Genomic DNA, 22,151 nt, shown 5'->3' with positions numbered 1-22,151 from the left:
CAGGGGTTTATCATGCTTAAAATATTCATGTCATTCTTTTTCCTGGCATTGTTGCAGCCGTTTTCGCTTTCTGCTCAGACTCTGGCAGAAAAGGTTCAGGAACATAAGCTAGATAACGGTTTAACGCTGTTGATGGTCGAGCGTCATAGCTCGCCAACAGTTTCGGCCTATATCAGTTTCCGCGTCGGAGCCGTTGATGAGGACAGCAGTCATCGTGGTGTGGCTCACCTGCTTGAGCATATGTTGTTCAAGGGGACTAAAACTCTCGGCACCAAGGATTTTTCTGTTGAGGCTCCTCAGTTGGAGAAAATAGCGCAGTTGGGTGCGCAGATCGATGCATTGAAAAATCTTCCCGACCGTGATGAGCAGGAATTGCAGGGCCTGCGCGAACAACTAGCCGAGTTGCAGCAGCAGCACCGCGACTTAGTGGTGAAAGACGAGTTTTCGAAGATTTACGCCGAGAACGGTGGTGTTGGCTACAACGCTTTTACCAGTAAAGATCAAACCACTTACCTGATCAACCTGCCGGCAAACAAGCTGGAGTTGTGGGCAGTGATCGAATCAGACCGGTTGAAAAACGCCGTGCTACGCGAATTTTATACCGAGCGCGAAGTCATCAGGGAAGAACGTCGTCGCTCATACGAAAGCAGCCCCGGCGGCATGCTCTATGAAACCCTTTTGGCGACCGCATACAAGGTGCATCCCTACCGTGATCCGATTATCGGTTGGGATTCCGATATCAAGAATCTCACCCTTGAGGAAACCCGGGAATTTCTGCACAACTACTATTCACCGGTCAATATGGTGATTACCCTGGTTGGCGATTTTGACAGTCAAGAGGCTAAAGCCTTGGTCGAGCGCTACTTCGGGTCCCTTGAGCCGGGAATCCCAGTGCCACCAGTGGTTGAGGTGGAACCACCACAAACAGGTGAGCGCCGGGCGCGTGTGACCTTTGATGCAGAGCCGCAATTGATGATTGCTTACCATAAGCCGACCATGCCAGCGCGTGAGGATTATGTTTTCGATATCCTGATGCAGGTGCTGGGGGAAGGGCGGACATCACGCCTGTATAAATCCTTGGTGGTCGATCAGCAGGTTGCCACCGACGTTTCTGTCTTTAGCTCCCCCGGTTCTCGCTATGCCAACTTGATGACTATCATGTTGACGCCACGTGCGACCAGTACAACTGTTGATGTCGAAGCCGCAGTTTATGCCGAACTGAAAAAGTTGCAGGATCAGCCGATCAGCGCCGCTGAGTTACAGAAAGCGCGCCGGCAGATTCTGACTTCAATCCTGCGCGGTCTAAAAGGGAACAGTGGCTTGGCGAGGATGCTCTCTGCCTATGAAATCCTCGGCGGCTGGGAATATTTGGTCGATTACGAAGAAAAGCTGAATTCGGTGACTGCTGAAGAGGTGATGCAGGTGGCAAAAAACTATCTTCAGGCAAACAACCGTACAGTCGTCGGTGTCGGCCGGGAGGATTTTGAATAATGCGTTATTTCCTTTTTGTGCTGTTTCTCCTGCTGGTAGCCTGCGTCCAACCGAGTACGAAGGCAAAGCAGATTCGTCCGGATCAGCTTGAGTTCCCCGAGCTTGAGTTTAGCTTCCCGGATGTCGAAATCGCTCAGTTGAGTAACGGTATGCGGCTCTATTTCATGCCGGACCACGAGCTGCCGCTGGTCGAGATGACGCTGATGATCGAAGGCGGCAGCATTTATGACCCGCCCGAAAAAAACGGTTTGTCTGCTGTGTTTGCAACTGTTCTGGGGACTGGTGGGGCCGGTGAGTTGACGGCAAGTGAATTGGAAGCTGAACTGGAAGCGATGGCGGCCAAGTTGGCTGTGTCCAGTTCAAGCTACGATTACAGTGTCGATCTTTCTTTGCATCTGCGTGACCTGCAACGCGGGGTAGAAATTCTTGCTGATATTCTGCGTCGCCCCCGCTTTGAACAGCAACGACTGGAGCTGGCGAAGCAGCAGCTGCAGGAAGCGATTCGCCGCAAGAATGACGATCCAGGCGAAGTCGCTTCGCGCCTGCTGGAAGAAGCCATGTTCCCCGGCCATCCTTTCGGCATCACTCCGCAGGTCGATGTTGTGAAAACCTTCAGCCGGGGTGACCTGCAGCAGCTGCAGCGAGAGTATCTGCAACCGCAGAATGTTTGGATCGCCGTCTCCGGCGCTGTTGACCGAGAACCATTGGTTGCCCTGCTGGAACAGCAGTTCGGCGACTGGAGCCCCGGTGCCAAAATCGAGAGATCTGCTCCTTCGCTTCCTCCGGCGCCGGGTGGGCAGATTTTGCTGGCGGATAAAGATGTGCCGCAGACCAGTATCAAGCTAGGCCATCCCGGTATCAGCAAGGATAATCCAGATCTATTCGCTCTGCGTGTTGCCAACTATATTCTCGGCGGAGGGGGCTTCAATTCGCGGATGATGAGAGAAATCCGTTCCAACCGTGGACTTGCCTACTCAGTCTATTCCTATTTTCGCGTCGGGCGTCGCTTGCCAGAGTTGTTTATTGCCGCCAGCGAAACTAAAAGCGCATCGACAATCGAGGTTGTTGAACTGATGCGTGATCTTATGAGCCAGTTGCGTGATCAACCCGTTTCTGAGGCGGAACTGGACCTTGCAAAGCAGAGTTTGATCAATTCTTTTGTTTTTGCTTTCGACGATATCCATTCCGTGGTCAGCCGAAAAATGCGCCTTGAATACTTCGATTATCCGGATGGGTATCTGGAGACTTACCGAGAAAAAGTTGCTGCCGTCAGTGTTGAAGATGTTCAGCGGGTTGCCCGTAAATACCTGCAGCCGGAAAAGTTGCAGATCGTCCTGGTTGGCGATAGCCGTATTTTTATCAATGATCTGGAAGATTTAAACCTGCCGATTAAGCAGATCAAGCTATAATGAAGTTTACTGCTTCACTTTGACCTGCGGGGGAATCGATGGCGGGAACTGAGCGTTTGCAGAAAACACTGCAAGCCAGGATCAAGTATCTGCTCTGGGAGCAGAATCCGAATGAACTGAACGTTCTGCATCGTATGCTTCTGCGGCAGATCCAGACAGCGGTCCTGGTGGTGCGGGATTTCGGCATTAACCAGAGCATGCTGCGCGCATCGGCGTTGACCTACTACACCATGTTGTCGATCGTGCCGTTGCTGGCGCTCACCTTCGCCCTGCTCAAAGCTTTCGGTGTGCAGAATCTGCTGGAACCGCTGATCATGGAGAAGCTGAAAGTTGGCGACGGGCAGGCGGTTCAGGCAATCCTCGGCTACATCAACAACACCCAAGTCGGCAGCATGGGTGCCATCGGCCTGATTTTCCTTCTTTATGCAGTCGTCTCTTTGCTGACCAACGTGGAAAAAGCGTTCAACCATGTCTGGGGGGTGCGGGAAGTCCGTCCGCTGATGCGTCGTTTTGCCGATTATTTGTCGGTGATTCTGGTTGGCCCGGTGTTGATTATCTCCGCTATTTCAATGACCTCCAGTCTTGCCAGCAACAACCTCGTGCAAAAGTTGATCGAAATGGAGATGGTGGGCAGCCTGATCCTGCTTCTGTTCAAGGTGACGCCTTTTGTTTTCATGTGGCTGGCATTCACTGTGCTCTATGTTTTTATGAGCAATATCCGCGTTGAATGGCGGGCGGCTTTTATGGGGGGGATTGCTGGCGGAACCCTCTGGCAGATGGCACAGTGGGGCTACGTGAATTTTCAGGTCGGCGTTGCCAAGTATAACGCTATCTACGGAACGATGGCTGCGCTGCCGATCTTTATGATTTGGGTTTATCTCTCCTGGGTGATTGTTCTTTTCGGACTTGGTGTGGCTTACGCCAAACAGAACCTGCGCACGAGCGGACGAGACCTGCGCGATACCGAGGTCAGTCGCAGCAGTTATGAACAGGTCGCACTGGTGCTGCTGGTGACGCTGGCCGATCGTTTCTCTCGCGGTGAAAAAGCATTAACTCCGCAGCAGTTGGCCAAACTTCTGTTTATTCCTAACCGCCTGTGCCGCAACATTCTGCAGGCGATGACTGAAATCGGCCTGGTTTCCGAGCTTTGCAGCAGACTCGGTCGACGCAGCTACCAGCTCGGTCGCTCGGCAGAACATCTGGCGTTGGCGCAGATTTTCAAGCTGTTGCGTGACAAGGGAGAGGAGGCACTTCACCTGCACCCGCACGCGCAGACGCTGGTCGCCCTGGAGGCCTGTGAAAAACTTGAAGATCTGGTCGAAAAGGGCTTGGCGGGAATGAGCCTGAGCGATATGGTTGCGCAGTGTCAGGGGAAGGCGCAACAGGGGGTTGAGACGGCAACGGTCGACGACAGCGATGAGGATCAGTCGGAATAGGTTTTCAGGGAAATTTCACCGTTGATCATTTCGGCGTAGGAGAACTGCTTTATCCAGTCTCCGACAGCGACAACCTGTTTCCCCATAACTTCGCTCTGCAGCGGTTGATGAAAGTGGCCGCAAAGGATCACATCAGCTTTTTTGCCAAGCTCGGTACTGATCAAAGGGTGAATCAGTGGAGACGGGTCCCAACTGCTTTTGCCACGTTTTTTCCGGCTGCTTATGTCGCTCAGCCAGATTCCGAAAGCCCAGACTGGATCGGGGTGAAGAACTTTACTCAGCAGTCGAATTGGAGCGCAGCGCCAGAAGGAACGCAGAGCTTGATAGCCTTTGCTCGGGTTGAGCAGGTCGCCGTGACTGAGGAATAGTTTTTTGCCGTCCCACTCGATCAGATCCTGATCCGTGATGACTTTGCACCCGAGGGTTTCTGTGAAGTAGGGGCCGATGTTGAAATCGTGGTTGCCTTCGACAAAATAGAGTTTGGTGCCGTTTTCTGCAAAATGCCGAAGTTTTTCCAGGATGGGAACGTAGGCGGAAAATACCAGGTGACGGTAACCTAACCAGAACTCGAAGATATCGCCCAGTAGGAAGAGCGCATCGAGGTCCTGCTGCTGATCGAGAAAATCGAGCAGCTTGCGGTAGTTTTCGTCCTTTGCATAGCGCAGGTGGGCATCGGCAATAAAGATAGCTTTCATGGTCGGTCACTATAAAGAGGCGACAGGATCATGTCAATTACCACAATTAAGTGCTGAAAGTGAGGTTCTATGGAATATCCGATGATTCATATCTGTTACCGGGTGATGGACTTGGACGCGAGCGAGGAATTTTACCGCAAGGCATTCGGTTTTGAAGTTTCGCGAAAGAAAGACTACCCGGAAGGACGTTTCACTCTCAGTTACATGACCTCGGCTGAGCTGCCGTTCGAGTTGGAGTTGACCTACAATTACGATCAGAAGGAACCATACGTTATCGGTGACGGCTATTCTCACCTGGCGGTCGGCGTGACCGATCTGGAAGCTTCTCACAAGCGGCACAGCGAAATGGGACTGCAGGTCACACCGTTAAAAGGCCTTGAAGCCGGAAATCCGCGCTTTTACTTTGTTACTGACCCGGATGGTTTCCGGGTTGAGGTTGTGCGGCGGAACAGTTTGTAGTTCAGGAGAAAATAATGGAATTTGAAGACTTGCTCGATGAGGGGCAGAAGGCGCTGGAACAGGATGATAGTCGTAAAGCGCTCGAATTGCTGAAGAAGGCGATCAAGCTCCAACAGACAGCCGATGCCTGGTTGTTACTGGCGGAAGCACAGCTGGATGAAAACCAGACGTCGCAGGCGAAAAAGAGCGTGACGGAAGGGCTGAAGCTTGATGAAGGTAATATCGATCTGCTCTATCTGTCGGCCGATATCTGCCTGGAAGACGAACGGATAAACCCAGCTATCGAGGTTTACCGCAAAATTATTGATGTTGATCCACAGCAGATCGATGCTCGGGTCAACATTGCCCTGTTGCAGATGGACGAAGAAAAGCTGGATGTGGCCGAGCAGACATGCCGTGAAGCTTTGCAGGTCGATCCAGAGTCGGTGCTGGCACTTAATGCGCTGGGCGATATCTGCACCACTGCCGGGAAACCGCAGGAGGCTCTGGAATGTTACCTGAAAGCGGCAGAGCTCGACCCTGAAGAGCCGCAGACGTTTTTGAATCTGGCTGATCATTACTACGATACAGAAGAGTTGGAGCAGGCTGAGGCTGCATGCAACAAAGCTCTGCAACTTGATGCCGGGTTGCCCCTCGGCTACCTGACTCTTGGTTACATCTACATGGATCAAGAGAAAGCCAAAGAGTCGATCGAGAATTTTCAGCAATTTCTCAAGCTGGAAAAAGACCTATCTGCCAAGCAGGTGCGTGACGAAGTTAAAGCAGTTATTGAAGGTTTGAAATAGTTTTCGTTTCCCGGAGGGCTGTTATGCTGCAGGGAATGGTCCTGCTTCTGTTGTTCCAGTTTGTTGGTGAGGGGCTGTCTCGTCTTCTTGGTTTGCCCATTCCCGGTAACGTTATCGGTATGGCGCTGATGCTGCTGGCGTTGGTGCAAGGCTGGGTCAAGGTAAAGTGGCTGGAGCAGGCGGCAGATCTGCTGTTGTCGTACATGGCGCTTTTTTTTGTTCCTGCCGGTGTCGGCGTAATGCTTTATTTTGACCTGATTGCTCGGGAGTGGTTGCCAATCGTTGCCGGAACCGTCATCAGCACGTTCGTCGTATTGGCTGTCACCGGCTGGTGCGAAAAGCTGCTTGATAAACAGGAGGAGTCGCAGTCATGAAAGAGCTGCTGGCTTCGCCGCTTTTCGGCATCTGCCTGACCCTGCTGGTTTATCGCTTGGCCGAACTGCTTTACCAGCGCAGCCGGTTTATCCTTTTTAACCCGGTGGCTGTGTCGATTGTCAGCATCATTCTGTTGCTGAAGCTCTGTAACATTCCCTATCAGGATTATAACAATGGCGGCCGGATGATTCTTTTTCTGCTTGGCCCCTCGGTCGTTGCGTTGGCGCTGCCGCTTTATCAGCGGAGACAAGAAATTTTGCGGCGCAAGCTACCGATTTTAATTGGCATAGTCGCCGGTGCGTTGTCATCGATTATTTCTGCAGCGGGAATCAGTTGGCTTCTTGGAGGCAGTGAAGAGGTGGTGCTGTCACTGGTGCCGAAATCCGTAACCACGCCGATTGCCATCGGTATTACGGAAAAGATCGGCGGTATTGTGCCGCTGACGGCTGCGCTTGTTGTTCTGACCGGTTGCCTCGGTGCGATCTGTGGCCCGGAATTCTGTCGCCTGGTCGGTATACGTTCAAAAGCCGCCATTGGCCTGGCTGTTGGAACCGCATCACACGGCATCGGCACGGCAAGATTATTGGGGGAGGATCGCTTTTCCGGCGCAATCGCCGGATTGGCGATCGGCTTGAATGGTTTGGCAACAGCACTGCTGGTGCCTTTGCTTTGGTTTCTGTTCGGATGGTAAGACATGGGAATTGCTGCTGATATTGTTGTTATTGTCGTTGCTGCGCTGCTGGGCGGACTGATTGCGCAGAAGCTGCGCCAACCGCTGATACTCGGTTATATATTGGCTGGCGTGGTGATTGGCCCGTTTACCGGAGGGGTGACGGTATCGGACGCACACGAAATTGAAAAGCTGGCCGAGATCGGTGTCGCGCTGCTGCTGTTTGCACTGGGGCTTGAATTCTCGCTAAAAGAGCTGCGCCCGGTGCGCAACATCGCCCTGATCGGTGGGCCGATTCAGATTCTGTTGACTGTTGGTTACGGTTATCTGGTCGGTCAATGGCTCGGTTGGGAGACCGTGCCCTCGCTGTGGTTAGGTGGCATCGCTTCGCTCTCCAGCACCATGGTCATCCTGAAAACCCTCATGAACCAAGGCATGATGGGAACCCTTTCCAGCCGGGTAATGATCGGTATCCTGATTGTCCAGGATCTGGCGGTGGTGCCGCTGATGATCATGTTGCCGCAACTCTCCGATCCGGCCAGCGGTCTGCCGATCCTTGGTGTTGCAGCTGTGAAATCAGTAGCGTTCCTGCTGGTGATGTTTTTCATTGGTACCCGTGCATTGCCCTGGTTGCTGGCTATTGTCGCCCGCTGGAACTCGCGCGAACTTTTTTTGCTGACGATCACGGCCATCGGTCTTGGCATTGGCTACGCCACTTACCTAGTCGGTCTTTCGTTTGCTTTTGGTGCCTTCGTCGCCGGTATGGTGCTGAGTGAATCTGACTACGGTCATCAGGCGCTTAGTGATATCATTCCGCTACGTGACCTGTTCGGGCTGCTCTTTTTTACCTCGGTCGGCATGTTGCTGGATCCGAACTTTCTGCTGAAAAACTGGGCTGGTGTGGCGCAGCTTGTCCTGCTGATTGCTCTTGGAAAAGGGATCATGATGGCGGGCATTGCACGTGGTTTCGGCTACGGTAACGTGGTGCCGCTGGCAGTCGCCTTGGGCATGTTTCAAATTGGTGAATTCTCCTTCGTACTCGGACAGGTCGGTTTTGGCGGAGGGTTCCTGAACCAAGAGCAGTATTCCTATATTCTCTCCGCGGCAATTTTCAGCATGGTGATCACTCCGTTCGCTTCCGGATTGACTGCGCCACTGTACGGTTTAAAACGTCGCCTGTTGAAAACAGAAACACTGGAAACCGTCAACCTGCCGAAAGAAGGCTTGCATGAACACATCGTCATCGCTGGCGGTGGCCGGGTAGGTCAGCATGTCGCCCAGGTGCTGCAACAGCTGGAGGTGCCTTTTGTTATCATCGAGATGAGTCATCGTCTGATCGATAAATGTAAAGAGTGCGGTTATCCTGCCATTTACGGAGATGCCAGCCAGGAAATGATTCTTGAAGTTGCGAACCTTGCCGAGGCGCAGCAACTGCTGATCACGATTCCGCATATCACACCGACAGAAACCATAGTCCGCTACGTGCACCGCCATCACCCTGATCTGAATATCGTTGTGCGTGCTGAAGGTGTTGAACAAATGGAAGCGCTTTATGCGGATGGTGTTTACATGGTGATTATGCCGGAATTGGAAGCGGGGCTTGAGATTGCCCGCCAGACACTTTTGAACCTGAAAATTCCGATTCCGATCATTCAGCGTTATACTGACGCCGTGCGACTTGATCATTATCACCCGGATATGCAGAATCAGGATGGTAACCAGGAAATCCGTCTTTTGAAAAATGCCCGTGAACTGCTCGAGCTTAGCTGGGAGAGGTTGGGTGAACAGAGTCTGATGGTCGGGCGCAGCCTGCGCGACCTGGAAATTCGTCAAACCCTCGGCGTATCGATTGTCGGCGTCCTGCGCGATGGTCAGTTCACCTCAAACCCCCCGGCGGATTTTGTTTTTAAGGTCGACGACCTGATCGCGATTATCGGCAGCCAGGCACAGCAGGAAGCGCTGCAGGGGTTTAACTGATACGTTGTGACGACATGCAACGAAAAAAAGGCCACCGCAAATGCGATGGCCTTTTTTAATGTTTTTCGCTCTGTCGGATTTACTTGCGACCGGCAGCTGCACGCTTGGCAGCTTTGAGCGGGTTGACGCGAACGTCATCGGTCTTGAGGTCGACCTTCTTGTGAGTCGCGAAGTTGCACAGGCCGCTGGCCCATTTGGCTGCAGGGTTCGGGTAAGAGCTGCAGACATCGCCGATGGACCCTTTGACGATACGATCACAACCCTGACACTCTTCAACAATAACCTGGCAGCTGCCGTTTTCGGCAACGCAACCGGCTTTTTTCCAGAAAGTACACTCGGTACCTGCGAGAACAGTTTGGCACTGCATGTTTCTATTCCTCCTAGCTTTTTATGCTTTGGTTCAGATTCAGAACGCCTACTAATAGCGAATTTCACTTTTCGAGTCAACGATTTTTCGGCGCTTTTTCCCTGTTTTTGCAGATTGACCTTTGCCTGCACAAGCCGCTAATCTTGCGTCATGAAAAAACAGAATAGAAAACCGCAGCCCGGCAGCGCGGAATGGGAAGCGATTTGTCAGCATTGCGGTCGCTGTTGTTATGAAAAACTCGATTATCGCGGCCGAATCTACTATACGAAGACACCCTGTCCCCATTTGGATACAGCAACCAACCTGTGCCGTATCTATCATCAGCGCTCCGAATTGCACCCAGAATGTGCCCAACTGACCCCCGAACTGGTCGCTGCTGGAATATTGCCCCCCGATTGTCCTTACGTCGCTGAAATCGAAGATTACCCTGCGCCGAAACTGCAGGACGATTAATTTTCCGTTCCATCAATATAACCTGAATAATTATCAGTTACGCTTGCCCGTCAGGTGGGGATTCCTGTGCTATATTTATTTCTGTAGCGAATGACACTGAAAAAGATAAATTTAACTCTCAAGGAGATCGACTGATGTCGCAGATCAAATTCGGCACCTCCGGGTGGCGTGGAATTTTGTGTGAGGATTTTACCCTGAACAACGTGCGCGTTGTCACTCAAGCCATTGCTGATCACCTGCAGGCCGAAGGCCTCGCCGATGCGGGACTTGTGATCGGCTACGATGCTCGCTTTATGGGCGCTGACTTTGCCCGCGAGACAGCACGTGTACTGGCGGGGGCCGGGATCAAGAGCTTTTTCTGTATACGCGATACTCCGACGCCGGTTATTGCTCACGAATTGTTGCGGCGTAAAGCGTCCGGCGCGATCAACTTTACCGCCAGCCACAATCCTTACGATTATAACGGGATCAAGTTTTCACCGGCCTGGGGTGGACCGGCGCTGCCTGAAACCACAGGTGATATCGAAAAGCGTGCCAACGAAATGCTGGATGAAATTGTCTATAAAGAGATCACCCTGACGCAGGCAAAAGAGAAAGGCCTGTTCGAGGAGATCAATCCGCGTGAGGAGTATTTCAAGACTCTGCGCAAACTGATCGATTTCGATGCTATTGCTGCATCGGGAATGAAACTGGCGGTCAATCCGCTTTACGGTTCGGGACGCGATTATCTCGATACCATTCTGGAAGAGGCCGGTGTGCCGGTGGTAAAGGTCAACGATCACCTCGACCCCTACTTCGGCGGTGAGCCACCGGAACCTGCCGAGGCACACATTCCTGATTTTATCGAGCTGATTAAAAATGATGACTCGATCGCTTTGGGGATTGCCACCGACGGTGACGCGGATCGTTTCGGTATCGTCGATGGTGACGGCAGCTACATCGAGCCGAACTACATCCTGGCGCTGCTGTTTGATTACATGATCCGGACGAAAAAAATGAAGGGTAACGCCGCCCGCAGCGTGGCGACCTCGCATCTGATCGATGCGGTTGCCAAGTACCACGGCGTCGAAGTGCTGGAGACTCCGGTCGGGTTCAAGTACATCGGCGAATATATCAGTGAAGATAAAATCCTTATTGGAGGAGAAGAAAGCGCAGGACTGAGCATCTGCGGCCATGTGCCGGAGAAGGACGGCATCCTGGCCTGTCTGCTGGTGGCGGAGATGGTTGCGGTAGAGAAAAAGAGCCTGCGCGAATTGCTGGCCGATCTCTACTCTCGTGTCGGTGAAATCTATACCAAGCGGATCAATATTCGTCTTTCTCCGCAACTGGAAGCTTCATTGCCGGCGAAATTGCAGAATCCACCTCATGAGATCGGTGGTAATACAATCGAGCAGGTCATCAAGATCGATGGCAACAAGTTCCTTTTCGATGACGGCAGCTGGATGCTGTTCCGCAAATCGGGAACCGAGCCGGTTGTGCGGCTGTACGGCGAGGCGGGTACTGCCGAGCGCCTAGCCGAAGTGATGGCGCAGGGGCAGGCGTTTATTCTTGGTGAGTAAAAGTTTTAGTTTGACCTGAAAAAGCCCGAGCATTGCAAAGTGTTCGGGCTTTTTCGTGTGTGGAAAATATCTAGTTAGCTGAGAAATTATCGATCTTTTCCAGCAGTCTTGCGCGAATCGCTTTGCTTTCTGGCAGGGTTAGTATTTCTGCTGCCAGCTTTGTCGCTTCTGTACTGTCGATCGAGTTGATAAATTCTTTCAGCCGCGGAATGTAGGGTGCCGAGATCGAAAACTGGCGTATGCCGAGGCCGATCAGCGCCAGCAGGCAGGCAGGGTCAGTAGCCATCTCGCCACACAGGCAAATGTCGGTGTCGTGTTGCTTTGCCACCTGTGCCAGATATTCGATCGACAGCAGCACGGCAGGGTGCAATGGGTCGTAGTAACGTTCGACCAGGTTGTTGCCACGGTCTGCCGCGAGCAGGTATTGCACCAGATCGTTGGTACCGAGGGAAAAGAAATCGACCTCTTTGGCCAGGTGTGGCGAAATGCGCACTGCAGCCGGGACTTCGATCATCGCCCCCAGTGGAATATTTTCTTCATAGGGAATGCCGAGCCGTTTCAGGTTCTGCTTGGCTTCGTGGACAATCTCTTTGCAGCTGCGGATCTCCTCGAAATTGGAAATCATCGGGAACAAGAGGCGGATCGGACCATGCACGGCCGCCATCAGGATCGCTTCGATCTGGGTCTGGAAAATTTCCCGGTTGTCCAGGCTGACACGGACCGAACGCCAGCCCATAAAGGGATTGTCTTCCTGCGGCGGAGTGAAGTAGGGCAGGGCTTTGTCGCCACCGATATCGAGGGTGCGGATAGTGACCGGTTCGCCCTTGAAGTCTTCAATAACGCGTTTGTAGAGCTGGTACTGGTCTTCCCGGTCGGGGAAACTGCTTCGTGCCATGTAGGGGAATTCGGTTCGGTAGAGGCCGACCCCTTCAGCGCCATTTTTTCGCGCGATGTTGATGTCGCTGATCAGGCCAATGTTGGCGCGCAGCATGACCCGCTGATTGTCGCGGGTTGTCGCCGGAACCTCACGTAACTTGTCGAGACGTTCCTTCTCCTGCAGGCGATCATGTTCGAGGCGGAAGTATTCATCGAGAATCGAATCGCTTGGGTTCAGGTAGATCGCCCCGGCATTGGCATCAAGGATCAGTTCGGCATCCGGCTCGATCTGCGAGAGGGCGCCTTTAACACCGATAACAGCGGGAATGCCAAGGGCTTTGGCCATGATGACCGAGTGGGAATTGGCTTCATTCGACTCGATGATCATGCCGCGAATCAACTCGTGATCAAGAATCGCCATGTCGGACGGCAGCAGGCGCTTGGCAACCAGGATGCCTTCATGCTGGAGTTGCAGGCCCTCTGTGACCTGGCCAACCAGGTTCGCCAGCAGGCGACGGCCGATATCCTCCATGTCTGCGGCGCGTTCTCGCAGGTAGGCGTCTTCCATCTTGCCAAAGGCCTTCAGGTAGCCGCCAATAACCTTTTTCAGTGCGTAGGGTGCGCTGTGCCCCTCTTCGATGCGATCGTGCAGACGTTCTATGAAACCGCGGTCTTCCAGGATCATCAGGTGGGTATGGAAGATCGCCGCGTCTTCCTGGCTTAACTTGTCGGCAACCCGTTTTTCCAGGTAGAGGGTCTGGATTCTGGTCTTGCGCAGTGCTTCATCCAGCTTTTTCAGTTCGGCCTCGATGTTGACATCCTGTTCGTCGAAGATGTCGGCAAAACCGAGCTGTTGATCAATAATGTTGGCCTGTCCACTGACGACGCCGGGGTAGGCGATCTGACCACGCAGGACCACATATTCTTCAGTGTCCAGTTCGCGGGATTGTGTTTCCTCTGCTCCGATCGTTTCAAGCTCAAGAAATTGCTGGTTATCGATGGTGTCAAGCAAGCGGGCATTGACAACAATTGAAGCAACTTGAAAGGCGATCGTTGTCAGCGTTGATAATTCTTCTTCACTGTAGTGGTAGAGATCACGGTTCTGGATGACCAGAACGCCAATCGTCAGAGTCCGGTCGAAAAGGGGGATACCAACGAAGGTATGGAACTGCTCTTCTTTTGTCTCGGCAAAATAGCGGTAGTGAGGATGGTTCTGTGGTTCTTCCAGCGCGATCAAGCGTTGCTCTTTGGCAACCTGGCCGGTCAGACCTTCGCCGATTTTCAGACTGACGGAGCCGATCGAAGCCGGGTCGAGGCCCTGGCTGGCGCGCAGGCGCAGGGTGACAGCGTCATCATCAAGTAAATAAATCGAGCAGACCTCGGAGTGCGCCCGATCAGAAACAAGCTTGACGATGTTGTTCAGGGTTTCGTCGAGATCGTGCGACTGCAGGATGAGCGCGCTGATATCTTGCAGGGTGCTCAAGCCAAGACTGTTGTCAGATTTTTTGTGAACTTTTGGGGTCATGAACCAGCCATGAAGCGGAGAAAGAAATCAAACTTCTAGAGTTTAGCCTAATTGTCATGATTTGGATATTGCCAAACAAAAAAAAACGCCGTCAAGGGGAGAGAGGTCCTTGACGGCGAAAAGGGATGTTTCTTGTTTCCGTTCGGGCGGGAACGGGATGAATCCCTATGCATTTGCTCGTAATATAAGCAATCGGCATGCCAGCTTTCTTGTTTAGAACATTAGAGCGAGAAAAGGCGGATTTCTGCGGTATGCAACTTTGTCAAAAGGGAAGAGGTGTGCCACTTGTGGCACGATTTGGCGTGATTTTAATTCGACTTGGTGTTATGACCACCCCGACTGGCAAAATAGCCATGTGTCATGTTTGGCACATCTGTCTAAGGATTGTGCATTATTTGGCACAGTGTTTATTTTTTGTCACGGTAGGCCTTACTATCAATTTTCTGTCGTTCAAGCATCCGGTAAAAAGTTCGCCGGGGAATGTTGGCCAGCCTTGCAGCCGCAGAGACATTGCCTGCTGATTCACGCAAGAAATGAATTAGCAAGTCGGCTTCAATTTTACCGGCCTGCAGGTCGCGTTGCTGGCGTAGGCCAGTATCTCTTGCGCTGGTGGCTCCCTGGTTCTTTCGCAACAGCTCGCCAAAAACGACCGGCAACTGTTCCAACCTGATGACCTGGTCGGGAGAAAGGACAACAGCGCGTTCGATAATGTTCTGCAGCTCACGAATATTACCGGGCCAGTGGTAGCACGTCAGCGCCTGGCGGGCGTTGTCATCTATCTTGTGAATGGTTTTATTCAGCCTGCGCGCGGCCAGGTTAAGGAAATGGTCAACCAGCTGCTGCAGAGAATTCAAGCGGCTGCGCAATGGCGGCAGGGTGATGGTGAAAACGTTGATGCGGTAGAAAAGGTCTTCACGGAACCAGCCTTGGGCGATCCCTTCTTCCAGCGCCTTGTTGGTTGCAGCTATAATGCGGACATCAACATTTATCGTTTTGTTGCTGCCGACCGGCTTGATCTCGCCGCTGTCGAGCACGCGTAGCAGCTCTGCTTGCAGTTTTGGGGTAATGTCGCCTATTTCGTCAAGGAAGATGGTGCCACCAGCAGCTGCTTCGAAAAGGCCTTTCTTGTCTTTGACCGCGCCGGTAAAAGAACCTTTTTTATGGCCGAACAGTTCACTCTCCAGGAGGCTGTCGGTCAAAGTGGTACAGTTGACGGTGACCAGTGGTTTTTCGGCACGCAAACTAGCTTCGTGGATGGCTCTGGCGGTCAGCTCTTTACCTGTGCCGCTTTCCCCGCGAATCAGAACCGAGGTCGGTGTCGGACCGACCTGCTTGATCATGTGCAAAACCCCCTGTGTGCGGGTGTCGTTGCCGATTATCGTGGTGCCGGCATATTCCTGGTCAAGTGCGCGTTTTGCAAGATCGTATTTCTGTTCCAGGCTGGTGCGGTCTTCTTCCAGCTGGTTCATCGAAAATGGCAGGCACATGCGCGTGTCTGCCAAGCCCTGGTAGACCGCTACGGCATGCTCGCGGCAGGTCGCGTAGCCGCAGCTGCCGCAGTTCAGTTCATCCTGCTCGTTAAATTTTTCCGTTTCGTTCAGAATGCGCCGGATCGCATCGCCGCTCGGTCGTTCCAACTGGTGCTGGCGATTATTGAAAGTGCGGTCGAGTTTCAGGTCTTCAGGGGCTTTAAGGTAATGTGGCGACGGCTTGTAAGGAATCGATTGCTTGCGGTAGTTGATGATCAGGTTGCGTTTAGAAAAAGATGTCAGCCGGTTGGTTCGTCCGGGGCCGCCGATGCATCCCCCGTTACAGAAGCGGACATCGACATACTGCGGCGAAATCCGTCCGGCAGCAAGGTCGTGAATGACTTCGAGACTGGCTTCTTCGCCGACAGTGGCGACAAAATTCGGGTCGAGCCCGTTATTGACGATGCCAAAGTTGTTGAAAGGGCCACCAAAGATAGAAAACGTGCGCCCTGTGCTGGTCGGCAAGCCTGAAAAGGGAGTCTTTGCCAGCCGGTGTGGATCGATGTTGCGCTCTTTCAGCATCCGGTTCAGTTCGCTGTAGGTCAGGACGCTGTCGATGGCGCCCTGAACTGACTCGGACGTGACCTCGAACTTCCCGCCGATGCAGGAGCTGATGTAAACAACTTTGGCTTCTTTGCCGCGATGAGCCTTGATAAATCGGCCGATGGCTACCATCGGTGATACAACCGGAACCAGGTTTTTCAACAAGCTTGGATGGTGTCGTTCGATGAGGTCAACGACTGTCGGACAATGACTGGATATCAGTGGGAAGTCATTCTTTTTGTTGATCAGCTCACGGTATTCCGGAGCGATCATTTCAACTCCGGCAGTCCCTTCAAGTACTTCGTCAAAGCCGATCCTGCGAAGTGCCGTCACCATCTGAGCCGGGTCGACATCGTAGAAGAATGCCGGAAAAGAACAGCCGAGGACCGCGACAACCGGTTGCTTTCCCTGCAGAATCTTTTCAGTTTCCTTGATCGCGTCAGCAATCACCTTCGCATTTTGTGAACACACTTGCAGGCATTTGCCACAGCCGATACAGCGGTGGTGGATAACTTCAGCGGCATCCTGGAAAACCCCGATCGCTTTGGTCGGGCAGTTGCGTACACAGGCGTAGCATTTGCGACAGCGTTCGCGAATGGTTGCAATCGGTCCTGACCATTTTGGATTTTGCATAGACCCTATCCTTTGTCTGCGGGTGGGCCAGGATTGTGCCAGTGGTGGCACAATATGTCAAGTTTAGGATCTGTGACGCAGGTAGCGTCCAACCTGATCGAAATGGTGGCAAGCGACTTGACGGTTGCCTACTGAGGCAGTCAAGATCGGTGCTTCTGAACGACATTTTTCGTCGGCATAGGGGCAGCGTGGATGGAAATGGCAGCCACTGGGAGGATCGATCGGCGAAGGAATTTCGCCGGTCAGTGGTATCGGCCGTGGATGTCCGGGGTCGGGAAGTGGAACCGCGTTGAGCAGCGCTTCGGTGTAGGGATGCTGTGGAGACCTGTAAAGATCTTCTGCACCGGCTGTTTCAACGATTCTGCCAAGATACATGACCGCGATGCGATTGCTGACGTGCTCGATCACCGATAGATCGTGGGCGATGAACAGGTAACTGAGATTGTTTTCCTGCTGAATTTCGCGGAGCAGGTTAAGAATCTGTGCCTGGACCGAGAGATCGAGAGCGGAGACCGGTTCATCGGCGATAATCAATTTTGGCTGTACCGCCAAAGCCCGGGCGATACCAATCCGCTGCCGCTGTCCGCCGGAGAATTCGTGGGCGTAGCGGAGTTCATGTTCCGCTTTCAGACCAACCTTCTCCAACAGTTGGATCACCCGATCACGGATCTCCCGTTTGGGTGCCAGCTTATGAATGATAAAGGGTTCACTGAGGATGTCGGTCACAGTCATGCGCGGGTTGAGCGAAGAGAAGGGATCTTGGAAGATCATCTGTATCTGGCGGCGGTAAGGGCGCATCTGTCGCGGGGTGAGTTTGCGCAGGTCGGTCCCTTCAAACAAAACCTCTCCTTGTTCCGCCTGCAGCAACTGCATGACAAGTTTGCCGGTGGTCGATTTGCCACAGCCCGATTCGCCGACCAGACCGAGCGTTTCACCCGCCTGCAGGGTGAAAGAGACATCATCAACCGCGACCAGCCTGCCTTTCGAGCGGCCGAATGCATCAGTCGTGCGGAAGCTTTTGCGCAAATTGCGTACGTCGAGCAAAGACATCAATATCTCCAGCAGCGGACCCAGTGATCCGGTTCAATTTCCTGTAGCTCCGGTGTCTGGTGACCGCACGGGCCGCAGGGCCTGTCGCAACGGTCGAGGAAGAGGCAGCCTTCCTGGTTTTCGCCGACATTCGGCAGTTGTCCCGGAATGGTCGGCAAGGCACTTTTCTGCCCAGGCCGCGGAATGCAGTTGAGCAGCCCCTGTGTGTAAGGATGTAGCGGATTTTCGAACAGCATTGGGACCGGACCGCTCTCGACAATTTTGCCGGCATACATGATGGCCAGCCGATCGGCGTTGCCCGCAACAACGCCGAGATCGTGGCTGATCAGCAAGGTTGCCATCTGTCTTTCCTGCTTCAGGCGCTGCAGCAGGTCCATGATCTGCGCCTGGATGGTCACGTCGAGGGCAGTGGTCGGTTCGTCGGCGATCAGCAGCTGCGGATCACAGGCCAGTGCCATGGCGATCATGATGCGCTGGCGCTGGCCACCGGAGAGCTGATGTGGATAATCGCGCAGGCGCCGCTGCGGGTCGGAAATGCCGACCAGCCTGAGCAGCTCGGCCGATTTGTCGAGAGCATTCTGCTCGCTCAGCCCTTCATGCAGGCGCAGCACCTCGGCAATCTGTTCGCCGATTTTAAGTACCGGATTGAGCGACGTCATCGGCTCCTGAAAAATCATCGAAATCTCGTTGCCGCGAATACGACGCATTTCCAGGTCGGGAAGGCGCAGCATGTCGCGTCCCAGCAGTTGTATTTCTCCATTGACGACTTTGCCTGGTTCCGGCAATAGCCGCAACAGTGACAACGCGGTCATCGATTTGCCGCAACCCGACTCGCCGACCAGCGCCAGGGTTTCCCCTTTAGCGATGGCAAAGCTGACGTCATCGACTGCTTTTACCAGCCCGGCACGGGTGAAAAAATAACTCTTGAGATTTTTGACTTCGAGAAGCGTAGACATCGGATTCCTGTAGCAGTTGGGATGATTCTCATTGTGTACACGCTGGCGCAGCAATGGTCAAGTATCCACCTTTGCAAACCCGTGCTTGCGTGGTAACATCGCGCACCTTTTTTAAGCCATAGGGATTCTTTAAATATGACGCAAATAGTATCGAACGAAATCAGACAATTGCTGGTAGAAGAGACCGGTCTGCAGATAAACCAGGTCAATCAAACTGTAGCTTTGTTGGAAGAGGGTGCGACCGTCCCTTTTATCGCCCGCTATCGGAAGGAGGCGACCGGTGAGCTGGACGAGGTCCAGATCCGCGAGTTGCAGGAACGGCTGACATATCATAAAGAACTGAACGATCGACGCGAAACCATCCTCAAATCGATTGACGAGCAGGGCAAGTTGACGCCGGAACTGAAGGCAAAGATCGACGGCTGCCGACAAAAGACGGAGCTGGAAGATCTCTATCTGCCCTACAAACCAAAACGGCGCACCAAGGCGACCATCGCTCGTGAACGTGGTCTTGAACCCTTGGCGAAGCAGCTGCTGGGGGCAACCGGCAGAGTTGATCTGGATGCGCTGGCAATGCCATTTGTCGATGTTGAAAAAGAATTGGCTGACTGCGGCGCTGCCCTGGCAGGTGCGGGGCATATTCTCGCCGAGCAGTTTGCTGATAACGCCGAGGCACGAGCTATTGTGCGGGAACTGACCTGGCAGCAGGGCGATTTCCGTTCGCAACCGGCGCGCGGCAAAGAGGGCAGTGTCAGTAAGTACGAGATGTATTACGATTTCAGCGAGCCACTTAAGCAGGTTCCGTCTCATCGGATGCTGGCGATGCGTCGCGGTGAAAAAGAAGAGGTGTTGCGCTTGGCAATCGCCGCGCCGGAAGAAGAAATTCTGCAGCGTCTCAGTACGCTGCTTGTGCCAGAAAACAGCGGCTGCCGAGATTGGTTGCAGGCTGTTGTTGCCGATGCTTACAGCCGTCTGCTGGCGCCTTCGATTGAGGTCGAGTTGCGGCTGCAGGCAAAGAAAGCAGCTGATGATGAGGCGATTCGCGTGTTTGCCGAAAACCTGCGCAACCTGTTGCTGGCAGCACCAGCTGGCAGTCGTCGAGTGCTGGGTGTCGACCCCGGCTTGCGCACTGGTTCCAAGCTGGCCGTCGTCGACGGCACCGGAAAATTCCTCGAGCATGTCACCATCTATCCGCATGCCGGTAGCGGCAAGGTGGAACCGGCGAAAAAAGAACTGCTGCGGCTGTTGCAGGCGCACAATATCGAGATGGTGGCCATCGGCAACGGTACCGCCGGTCGGGAGATGGATCAGTTCGTGCGCCAGGCGGTGAAAGAAGCCGGGCTGAAAATTCCGGTGGCGATGATCAGTGAATCGGGCGCAAGTGTCTATTCCGCCTCCGATATCGCCCGCGAAGAATTCCCCGATCTCGATCTGACCGTTCGTGGAGCCATCTCCATCGCCCGGCGCTTACAGGACCCCCTGGCCGAGCTGGTGAAAGTCGATCCGAAAAGTATTGGCGTCGGTCAGTATCAGCATGATGTCAGTCAGACGGCACTGAAAAAGGCTCTCGACGAGGTGGTCGAGTCCTGCGTTAACTATGTCGGTGTTGATTTGAATACTGCCAGTTGGGCGCTGCTCAGTTTCGTTTCCGGCATCGGCGAATCACTGGCGAAGGCGATTGTTCTTCACCGTGACACGCAGGGCAGCTTCGTCGGCCGCAGGCAGTTGCTCGATGTCCCCCGTTTCGGTCAGAAGGCGTTTGAGCAGGCTGCTGGTTTTCTCCGTATCCGCAATGCGCAACAGCCTCTCGACAACACGGCTGTTCACCCGGAACGTTACAAACTGGTGGAAAAGATGGCTACCGATGTCGGTGCATCGGTTTCACAGTTGATTGCGGAGCCGGCTATGCTGGCAAAAATCGATCTGAAAAGATACGTCAGTGAAGACGTCGGGCTGCCGACGCTGCAGGACATTCTCGCCGAGCTGAAAAAACCGGGTCGAGACCCGCGCGAAACTTTCAGCACAGCAGCCTTCCGTGAAGATGTCATGGAAATGAAAGATCTCCAGCCGGGTATGCGTTTGAACGGCGTGGTGACCAATGTCGCCAACTTCGGTGCATTTGTCGATATCGGGGTCCATCAGGACGGGCTGGTGCATATCAGCCAACTGGCCGATCGTTTTGTCAAAGATCCGAATCAGGTGGTCAAGGTCGGTCAGCAGGTCCAGGTCAGGGTGCTCGAGGTTGATCTGCAGCGCAAACGGATTTCGCTGAGTATGAAAGCCGAATCGGATGAAACTCAAAAGCGTCCGCAGAAACAGGACAAGAAGCCGGTAAAAAAGCAGCAGGAGAAAGCCGTGATGAACGACCTGGCCGCAGCATTTGCCAAGTCAGGCTTCAAAGTAAAGAAATAGTTAGATTTATTTCCCCGGCTCACTCCCCGGCAGGATGCGAAATGTGCTATACATGAGCAGGAAAGGCTCATTAAATGGAAGCAAAACTGGTCGATTTACATATTCACTCTACTTGCTCCGACGGTTATTTTACCCCGGAGGAACTGGTCGAAAAGGCGCTACAGGCCGATCTGGTAGCAATCGCTATTGCTGACCACGATAACGTCGACGCCATTGCGACGGCGCAGAAAATTGGTGCAGAAAAAGGGCTGGAGGTGATTGCTGGGGTGGAGTTGTCGACTCAGTGGTACCAGTATTATGACATGCATCTTCTCGGCTACGGCTTTGACCCCGAGTGCCCCTATCTCAACCGTGAGCTGAGCGAATTTCAGGATTTCCGTGCTGGGCGCAACCGGCAGATCATCGACCGGGTCAATCAGAAATTGGCCGAAGAAGGGCGGGAACCGATCGACCCGGATGCGGTGCGCAGGCTGGCTGATGGCACCATCGGTCGACCGCATATCGCGCAGGCGTTGCGTGAGGGCGGATATGTCGAGGATAACGAAGAAGCTTTTAATCGTTACCTGGTGCCCTGCAACGTACCGAAGCGTTATTTCCCGGTCGATGATGCAATCAAGTTGATCCAGCAGAGTGGGGGTATTGCCGTGTTGGCCCATCCTCCCTACATCACCCGTGAACGACGACTGCTGGAAAAACTGGTTGCAGAGCTGGTCGGCCTCGGTCTCGATGGTATCGAGGTTTACAATAACGGTTCAAACATGGAAGACACCGACTGGTTGATCAAACTGGCGCGCAAGCACGGATTGATCATTACCGGGGGGTCTGACTTTCACGGCGATCCGGGTTCTAATATCGAAATCGGCAGCGGTTTTCGCGGCATGAAAATCCCCTACAGCTGTGTTGATGAAATCAAGTCGGCGTTGCACCGGCGGCAGCAGGAACGTGTCTGAC

Annotated in this window: 18 protein-coding genes; 12 read left to right on the top strand and 6 right to left on the bottom strand. The window is 53.4% G+C overall.

Features of this window, described 5'->3' with window-relative positions; translation table 11 throughout:
* Positions 1-12: 12 nt before the first annotated feature.
* From BUB13_RS01025 to BUB13_RS01015, 3 genes are read left to right on the top strand one after another with little or no spacing between them, the layout of a single operon-like run.
* A complete protein-coding gene (locus BUB13_RS01025) occupies positions 13-1,491 on the top strand; it encodes a M16 family metallopeptidase (RefSeq protein WP_072904889.1) in 1,479 nt (492 codons plus the stop codon).
* Positions 1,491-2,900, top strand: a complete 1,410-nt coding sequence (locus BUB13_RS01020; protein WP_072904888.1) for a M16 family metallopeptidase — start codon at positions 1,491-1,493, stop codon at positions 2,898-2,900. Before BUB13_RS01025 ends, BUB13_RS01020 begins: the two co-directional genes overlap by 1 nt.
* A 38-nt stretch (positions 2,901-2,938) precedes the next feature.
* The gene (locus BUB13_RS01015; RefSeq protein ID WP_072904887.1) at positions 2,939-4,336 is read left to right on the top strand and encodes a YihY/virulence factor BrkB family protein; all 1,398 of its coding nucleotides are present in this window, start codon (positions 2,939-2,941) and stop codon (positions 4,334-4,336) included.
* Here BUB13_RS01015 and BUB13_RS01010 read toward each other — a convergent pair.
* On the bottom strand, positions 4,324-5,031 hold the full coding sequence (locus BUB13_RS01010) for a UDP-2,3-diacylglucosamine diphosphatase (protein WP_072904886.1): 708 nt from the start codon (positions 5,029-5,031) through the stop codon (positions 4,324-4,326). The two genes, BUB13_RS01015 and BUB13_RS01010, sit on opposite strands and share 13 nt — an antisense overlap.
* A 69-nt stretch (positions 5,032-5,100) precedes the next feature.
* Here BUB13_RS01010 and gloA point away from each other — a divergent pair, with 69 nt between their 5' ends.
* Genes gloA through BUB13_RS00985 form a run of 5 tightly spaced genes read left to right on the top strand, consistent with a single transcriptional unit; the run spans position 5,101 to position 9,297 of the window.
* Complete coding sequence (gloA, locus tag BUB13_RS01005; protein WP_072904885.1) at positions 5,101-5,490, top strand: lactoylglutathione lyase; 390 nt, start codon at positions 5,101-5,103, stop codon at positions 5,488-5,490.
* Positions 5,491-5,504: 14 nt separating this feature from the next.
* Positions 5,505-6,275, top strand: a complete 771-nt coding sequence (locus BUB13_RS01000; protein WP_072904884.1) for a tetratricopeptide repeat protein — start codon at positions 5,505-5,507, stop codon at positions 6,273-6,275.
* Positions 6,276-6,298: 23 nt separating this feature from the next.
* On the top strand, positions 6,299-6,649 hold the full coding sequence (locus BUB13_RS00995) for a CidA/LrgA family protein (protein ID WP_072904883.1): 351 nt from the start codon (positions 6,299-6,301) through the stop codon (positions 6,647-6,649).
* Positions 6,646-7,341 carry an LrgB family protein gene (locus BUB13_RS00990; protein ID WP_072904882.1) on the top strand — a complete coding sequence of 232 codons (696 nt, stop codon included), beginning with the start codon at positions 6,646-6,648 and terminating at the stop codon, positions 7,339-7,341. Before BUB13_RS00995 ends, BUB13_RS00990 begins: the two co-directional genes overlap by 4 nt.
* A 3-nt stretch (positions 7,342-7,344) precedes the next feature.
* Positions 7,345-9,297 carry a monovalent cation:proton antiporter family protein gene (locus BUB13_RS00985; RefSeq protein ID WP_072904881.1) on the top strand — a complete coding sequence of 651 codons (1,953 nt, stop codon included), beginning with the start codon at positions 7,345-7,347 and terminating at the stop codon, positions 9,295-9,297.
* 79 nt (positions 9,298-9,376) lie between these two features.
* Here BUB13_RS00985 and BUB13_RS00980 read toward each other — a convergent pair whose 3' ends face one another.
* Positions 9,377-9,664, bottom strand: coding sequence for a PxxKW family cysteine-rich protein (locus BUB13_RS00980; RefSeq protein ID WP_072904880.1), 288 nt, complete (start codon positions 9,662-9,664; stop codon positions 9,377-9,379).
* A gap of 150 nt (positions 9,665-9,814) precedes the next feature.
* On the opposite strand from BUB13_RS00980, the gene BUB13_RS00975 reads away from it, so the two are divergent.
* Both BUB13_RS00975 and BUB13_RS00970 read left to right on the top strand, forming a co-directional pair.
* Positions 9,815-10,117 carry a YkgJ family cysteine cluster protein gene (locus BUB13_RS00975; RefSeq protein ID WP_072904879.1) on the top strand — a complete coding sequence of 101 codons (303 nt, stop codon included), beginning with the start codon at positions 9,815-9,817 and terminating at the stop codon, positions 10,115-10,117.
* Positions 10,118-10,251: 134 nt separating this feature from the next.
* Positions 10,252-11,676 carry a phosphoglucomutase/phosphomannomutase family protein gene (locus BUB13_RS00970; protein WP_072904878.1) on the top strand — a complete coding sequence of 475 codons (1,425 nt, stop codon included), beginning with the start codon at positions 10,252-10,254 and terminating at the stop codon, positions 11,674-11,676.
* A 70-nt stretch (positions 11,677-11,746) separates the two neighbouring features.
* On the opposite strand, the gene ptsP is transcribed toward BUB13_RS00970, so the two are convergent.
* The 4 genes from ptsP to BUB13_RS00950 form a co-directional block, all read right to left on the bottom strand.
* A complete protein-coding gene (ptsP, locus tag BUB13_RS00965) occupies positions 11,747-14,077 on the bottom strand; it encodes a phosphoenolpyruvate--protein phosphotransferase (protein WP_072904877.1) in 2,331 nt (776 codons plus the stop codon).
* A gap of 407 nt (positions 14,078-14,484) precedes the next feature.
* Entirely contained in the window at positions 14,485-16,782 is a 2,298-nt protein-coding gene (locus tag BUB13_RS00960) for a sigma 54-interacting transcriptional regulator (protein WP_072904876.1), read from the bottom strand.
* A 63-nt stretch (positions 16,783-16,845) separates the two neighbouring features.
* Positions 16,846-17,832: an ABC transporter ATP-binding protein gene (locus BUB13_RS00955; RefSeq protein WP_072904875.1), complete on the bottom strand. Its 987-nt coding sequence runs from the start codon at positions 17,830-17,832 to the stop codon at positions 16,846-16,848.
* The gene (locus tag BUB13_RS00950) at positions 17,832-18,788 is read right to left on the bottom strand and encodes an ABC transporter ATP-binding protein (RefSeq protein WP_072904874.1); all 957 of its coding nucleotides are present in this window, start codon (positions 18,786-18,788) and stop codon (positions 17,832-17,834) included. The genes BUB13_RS00955 and BUB13_RS00950 overlap by 1 nt, the downstream gene beginning before the upstream one ends.
* A gap of 135 nt (positions 18,789-18,923) precedes the next feature.
* Between BUB13_RS00950 and BUB13_RS00945 the strand changes: the two genes are divergently transcribed.
* Complete coding sequence (locus BUB13_RS00945; RefSeq protein ID WP_072904873.1) at positions 18,924-21,200, top strand: Tex family protein; 2,277 nt, start codon at positions 18,924-18,926, stop codon at positions 21,198-21,200.
* Positions 21,201-21,274: 74 nt separating this feature from the next.
* Positions 21,275-22,150 carry a PHP domain-containing protein gene (locus BUB13_RS00940; RefSeq protein ID WP_072904872.1) on the top strand — a complete coding sequence of 292 codons (876 nt, stop codon included), beginning with the start codon at positions 21,275-21,277 and terminating at the stop codon, positions 22,148-22,150.
* Position 22,151 lies beyond the last annotated feature (1 nt).

This window comes from Malonomonas rubra DSM 5091, assembly GCF_900142125.1.
Classification (GTDB): domain Bacteria; phylum Desulfobacterota; class Desulfuromonadia; order Desulfuromonadales; family Geopsychrobacteraceae; genus Malonomonas; species Malonomonas rubra.
This window is presented reverse-complemented; position numbering and strand designations above follow the sequence as displayed.